This is a genomic window from Cupriavidus basilensis (assembly GCF_029335485.1).
Lineage (GTDB): Bacteria > Pseudomonadota > Gammaproteobacteria > Burkholderiales > Burkholderiaceae > Cupriavidus > Cupriavidus basilensis_E.
In genome coordinates, this window is record NZ_JARJLM010000601.1 from 1 (window position 1) to 4,796 (window position 4,796).

Consider the following 4,796-nt stretch of genomic DNA (forward strand, 5'->3'; position numbering starts at 1 on the left):
GTGGCCACCGTGGCGCTCAGCGCCAGCACGAAACGATCGCAATGGCGGCCCAGGTCGCGGCACGCGGCCTCGCGCACCTGCTGCGCCATCAACCGCGGCGAAGGCGTGCTCTCGGCACGCTGCTGCCATAGGGTACGGGCCAGATCGAAGCCATAGCTGCCCGCGTTCAGCCGCTCGACGCAATCGCCCACCGCATTGGCGCTGTCGGTGAGCGAGCGCAGCATGCCATCGGCACCGCCGGAGCCCGCGCCACGGGCGGTGTCGCTGTCGTCCTGCGGCGGCATGGCGCGCCGCGCGGCTTCGGCGTCGGCAAAGACCGAGCCGCGGCGCGGCGTCTGGAAGGCGCGCTCCACCAGAGCCGCGCCGCTGGCGAGCTCGAGGTGCTCGGGCACGCGCTGGCCGGTGGAGGCGTAGTAAACCGGCAGGCGGTGCCGGATCACCACGTCGAGCACGGAGCCCAGGTGCGTGGCTTCATCCAGCTTGCTGACAATGCATCCGTCGATACCGCCGTCCGGCGTGGCGTCATGACGATAGGCATGTACCACCTCATTGAGCGTGTCGCCATGGCTGGCGCCGTTGAGCAGGAGGATGCGCTGCACAGGCGCCTGCACGCCGGCCAGCATGGCGATCTGCTCGGACAGGTTGCGGTCGCGCTGGCTCATGCCGACGGTGTCGATGATCACAAGGTGCTTGTCGGTCAGCGCCGCCAGCGCGAAGCGCAGGTCGGCCGCGTCCTTGACCGCGTGCACGGGCACGCCAAGGATGTCGCCGTAGATGCGCAGTTGTTCGTGCGCGCCGATACGGAAGGTGTCGGTGGTCAGCAAGGCCAGGCGTTCCGGGCCGTGCTTGAGCACGAAGCGCGCGGCCAGCTTGGCTGTGGTGGTGGTCTTGCCCACGCCGGTCGGTCCGACCAGGGCCAGTACGCCGCCCTGGGCGAACAGCGCATCTTCGTCGTTCAGCACCGGCACCTTGCGTGCCAGTTCCTGGCGGATCCAGGTCATGGCGGCAGGCCGGTCATGGCCCAGCGGAAGATGGCCAAGCAGGGTGCGCGCGAGTTGCCCGGAGAAGCCAGCGGTCACCAGCCAGGTAAACAACGAGTCGCGCAGCGGATCGCCGCCCATCGACGGCAGGCTATGGGTGCCCACGCCGGAGAACTGCCGCTCCATCATGGCGCGCATGGTCTGCAGTTCGCCACGCAGGTCGCCCAGGGCGCCGTCGACGGCAACCGCGGCGGGCGGTGGCGCGAAGACAGGCGCACTGCTGGAGATGGCGCCGAGATCGGTATCGCGCATGGCGACAATCTCCACGCCACCTTCAACAGTGCGGTTGGACAGCACTACGGCGTCCGGCCCCATCGCCTCGCGCACCTGGCGCAGGGCCTCGCGGCCATTGGCCGCCACGAATTTAGCTACGCTCATTCTGCGAAACCCCTCACGCTGCGCCACCGATCATTGCGGTGATCCTGATATTTCGGTTGTCCGGCACCTCGGCATGCGAGAGCACCTTGAGCTGGGGCATGGTCCGGCGCAGGAAGCGCGCCAGCAGCGGCCGCAGCGGATGCGGCACCAGCAGCACCGGATCCAGCCCCAGTTGTTCCTGCCGTGCGACCGCACCCTGCGTCTGCTGAAGCAGGGCGTCGGCCAGGCCCGGTTCGATGCCGCCGCCGTTAGTGAGCGCTTGCGAGAGCACACGTTCAAGCCCGGCGTCGAGGCCGATGACCTGGAGATCGGCACCGTTGGGGAACCACTGCTGGGTAATGGCGCGCCCCAGCGCAATCCGCACCAGCGAGGTCAGTTCGTTCGGATCGCTGATCTTGGGCGCATGCTCGGCCACCACATCCAGCACGGTGCGCATGTCGCGGATCGGCACGCTTTCATCCAGCAGGTTCTGCAGGATCTTCTGCAGCGCCGTGAGCGTGATGACCTTGGGCACTAGGTCCTCGGTCAGCTTGGGCGATTCCTTGGCGATGCGGTCGAGCAGCGCCTGCACTTCCTGCCGGCCAAGCAACTCGGCCGCGTGCGTGTGGATCAGGTGATTGAGGTGAGTGGCCACTACCGTGCTGGCGTCCACCACGGTATAGCCAAAGGTCTGCGCCTGCTCCTTGAGGCCGCTCTCGATCCATACGGCGGGCAGGCCGAAGGCCGGGTCCCGGCCCGGCGTGCCCGGCAGCGCGCCGGAGACCTGGCCGGGGTTGATCGCCATCCACTGCCCGGGTGCCGCCTCGCCGCGGCCGATCTCCACGCCCTTGAGCGTGATGCGATAGGCGTTGGGCTTGAGTTCGAGGTTGTCGCGGATATGCACCACCGGCACCAGGAAGCCGATCTCCTGCGCCACCTTCTTGCGAATGCTCTTGATGCGGCCGAGCAGTTCGCCGTTCTGCGCGCGGTCCACCAGCGGGATCAGGCGATAGCCCACTTCCATGCCCAGCGGATCGACCAGGGTGACGTCGTCCCAGGTGGCTTCGGTCGACTCGGGCGCCGCAGCCGGGGCGCGCTCCTCGCGCTTCTTTTCCTGCGCCACCGTCTGGTCGCGCCGCGCCACGAACCGGCCAAACCAGATCAGCGCCCCGGCGAATACCAGGAAGGCAAAATGGGGCATGCCCGGGATGAGGCCCATCATGCCGATGATGCCGCCGGTCAGGTAAAGCACGCGCGGGTTGGAAAACAGCTGTCCGGTCAGCTGCTGGCCGACGTCCTGCTCGTTGGAGACCCGCGACACGATCACACCGGCTGCGGTGGAGATCACCAGTGCGGGAATCTGCGCCACCAGGCCATCGCCGATGGTCAGCAGCGTGTAGTTGCGCACCGCGGTCGAGAAGTCCAGGTCGTGCTGCAGCATGCCCACCACCATGCCGGCGCCTACGTTGATGAACATGATCAGCAGGCCGGCGATGGCGTCTCCGCGCACGAACTTGCTGGCGCCGTCCATGGCGCCGTAGAAGTCCGATTCCTGCGAGACCTCGGCGCGGCGCTTCTTGGCACCGTCTTCATTGATCAGGCCCGCGTTGAGATCGGCGTCGATCGCCATCTGCTTGCCGGGCATGGCGTCGAGCATGAAGCGCGCGCCCACCTCGGCGATACGCCCCGCGCCCTTGGTGATCACCATGAAGTTGATCACCACCAGGATTGCGAACACCACGATACCCACGGCGAAGTTGCCGCCCACCAGGAAGTGGCCGAAGGCCTCGATCACCTTGCCCGCGGCATCCGGCCCGGTGTGGCCTTCCAGCAGCACGACGCGGGTCGAGGCCACATTGAGCGACAGACGCAGCAGCGTCGAGAACAGCAGCACGGCAGGGAAGGCGGCAAAATCGAGCGCCTTCTGGGTGTACATGCCCACCAGCAGCACCATGATCGACAGCGCGATATTGAAGGTGAACAGCAGGTCCAGCACAAAGGGGGGCAGCGGCAGGATCATCATGCCGAGGATCATGATGATCAGCAGCGGGCCTGCCAGGGCCTTCATCTGGCCGCCTGCCCGTGCTCCTGGCAGGTTGAACAGCGAGGTCAATGCGTTCATGCGTGACTTTCCGGTACGGCAAACTCGTCCGGCACCGACAATCCGGAGGGGGCATCCGGGTGCGGGCCGTTGGTGTGGTGCCAGTGCTTCAGTTGATAGACCCAGGCCAGCACTTCGGCCACGGCTGTGTACAGGCCCGCCGGGATTTCCTGGCCGAGATCCACGTGACGGTGCAGCGCGCGCGCCAGCGGCGGTGCCGACAGCAAGGGCACGCCATGCTCGGCGGCGATCTCGCGGATGCGGGCGGCGATGGCTTCGCTACCCTTGGCCACCACGCGCGGCGCGCTCATGCGGCCTTCTTCGTAGCGCAAGGCCACCGCGAAGTGGGTCGGGTTGGTCACCACCACGTCGGCCTTGGGCACCTCCGACATCATGCGGCGGCGCGCCATGGCGCGCTGCTGCTGACGGATGCGGCCCTTGACGTGCGGATCGCCCTCGCTCTCCTTGTGCTCCTTCTTGACCTCCTCCTTGGTCATGCGCAGCTTCTTGTAGAAGGTCCAGTATTGCCAGGGCACGTCGAGCGCCGCCACCAGCACCAGCGAGGCCGCCACCATGGCGGAACAGCTCATCACCAGTTCCAGCATGTGCAGCAGGGCTTCATGCACCGGCGCGCTCATCAGCGCGACGGCTTCCGGCAAGCGCCGCCACAGCACCCAGGCGGCCACGCTGCCGACCAGCAACGCCTTGGCGATGGCCTTGACCAGTTCCACCAGCGATTGCGCGGAGAACAGGCGGCCCAGGCCCTTGAGCGGCGACAGGCGGGAGAAATCGGGAGAGAAGGACTTGGCCGAGAACAGAAAGCCGCCCAGCAGCATGGGACCGGCCAGCGCCGCCACGCCGAAGAACAGCAGCAGCGGCAGGAAAGCCAGCAGGCTATCCCAGACCGCCATGGCAAAGCGCGACATCATGCGCGCCGGATCGAAGGCGGTGGCCGGCTCGAAAGCAAGGCTGGCGTGCATCACGGCATCGAGCTTGCTGGCCAGCGTGCCGCCCAGCGTCGACAGCCCGATCACCCCGCTCATCAGCATGATCAGCGTGGAGAGCTCGCGCGAGCGCACGACCTGCCCTTCCTCGCGCGCCTTTTCCAGGCGCCGGGTTGAGGCGGGTTCGGTTTTCTCGAGATCGCTTTCTTCGGACATGGCCGCTCCGTTACGAAGCGGCATGCGGCCGTTCGTCAGGGACGATTATCGGAGCGCGAACCCGTGGGCATTAGGGGGAATAGGGCGGGGATTCCGGTGTTGTTTGCGCAATGGCGGCACCAGTGGCGCGACGCGCGG

3 protein-coding genes are annotated in these 4,796 nt (G+C 67.1%); all 3 read right to left on the reverse strand.

The window, feature by feature from the left end; genetic code table 11:
* The coding region (gene flhF / locus P3W85_RS37255; RefSeq protein ID WP_276268471.1) for a flagellar biosynthesis protein FlhF at positions 1 to 1,418 on the reverse strand (1,418 nt) is incomplete at its 3' end.
* Positions 1,419 to 1,431: 13 nt separating this feature from the next.
* The gene (gene flhA, locus P3W85_RS37260) at positions 1,432 to 3,519 is read right to left on the reverse strand and encodes a flagellar biosynthesis protein FlhA (RefSeq protein WP_276268472.1); all 2,088 of its coding nucleotides are present in this window, start codon (positions 3,517 to 3,519) and stop codon (positions 1,432 to 1,434) included.
* Entirely contained in the window at positions 3,516 to 4,658 is a 1,143-nt protein-coding gene (flhB, locus tag P3W85_RS37265) for a flagellar biosynthesis protein FlhB (protein WP_017225872.1), read from the reverse strand. Before flhB ends, flhA begins: the two co-directional genes overlap by 4 nt.
* Between the last annotated feature and the right edge of the window lie 138 nt (positions 4,659 to 4,796).

What these genes read in the sequence shown, in the direction of transcription:
- flhA (WP_276268472.1), bottom strand. Translation starts at nt 3,519, where the DNA reads ATGAACGCATTGACCTCGCTGTTCAACCTGCCAGGAGCACGGGCAGGC.
- flhB (WP_017225872.1), bottom strand. Translation starts at nt 4,658, where the DNA reads ATGTCCGAAGAAAGCGATCTCGAGAAAACCGAACCCGCCTCAACCCGG.